A 671-nucleotide genomic window follows, 5' to 3' on the forward strand; every position below is an offset into this window, starting at 1 on the left:
CGTAGGATGCGGCCCCTGGCCGGAACGCCGCCATCATGCCGGCGGCACCCGTGGTGGCGGCGCGGACGCCGGCATCGGCCAGTGCCTGTCGAATTGCACCGACGATCAATCCGCGCACAAGGCCGGGATCGCGGAAGCGCACATCGGCCTTGGCTGGATGGACATTGACGTCGACGATGGCCGGGTCGAGCGTCAGGAACAGCACCGTCACCGCATGGCGGTCACGCGGCAGGACGTCGGCATAGGCACCGCGTATGGCGCCGGCGATCAGCTTGTCGCGCACCGGGCGGCCGTTCACATACGCATATTGCTGCAGCGCGTTGCCGCGGGTGAAGGAGGGGATCGACACGTGGCCGGTCAGATGCACGCCTTCGCGCATCGCATCGATGGCAATCGAATTGTCGGGAAAGTCGGTGCCCATCACCTGGGCGACACGGCGCAGGCTGCCTTCCGCGCTGTCATCCGCCGCCGGCAATTCCAGCGTAGAGCGGTCCGAGCCGGCCAGCGTGAAGCGCACGGCGGGGAAGGCGATGGCGATGCGCTTGACCACATCGCTGGTGGCCGAGCTTTCGGCGCGCTCGCCCTTCATGAACTTCAATCGGGCCGGCGTTGCGAAGAACAGGTCGCGCACCTCGACCGTGGTGCCGCGATTGGCCGCCGCCGGCCTGACA

General features: G+C 68.0%; 1 protein-coding gene. It reads right to left on the reverse strand.

Translation table 11 applies throughout. From position 1 onward, the window contains the following. On the reverse strand, positions 1-671 hold a 671-nt coding region (gene mutL, locus EN750_RS37670), incomplete at both ends, for a DNA mismatch repair endonuclease MutL (RefSeq protein WP_245482943.1).

Origin of the sequence: Mesorhizobium sp. M7A.F.Ca.ET.027.03.2.1 (genome assembly GCF_003999175.1) — a bacterium.
GTDB lineage: Bacteria > Pseudomonadota > Alphaproteobacteria > Rhizobiales > Rhizobiaceae > Mesorhizobium.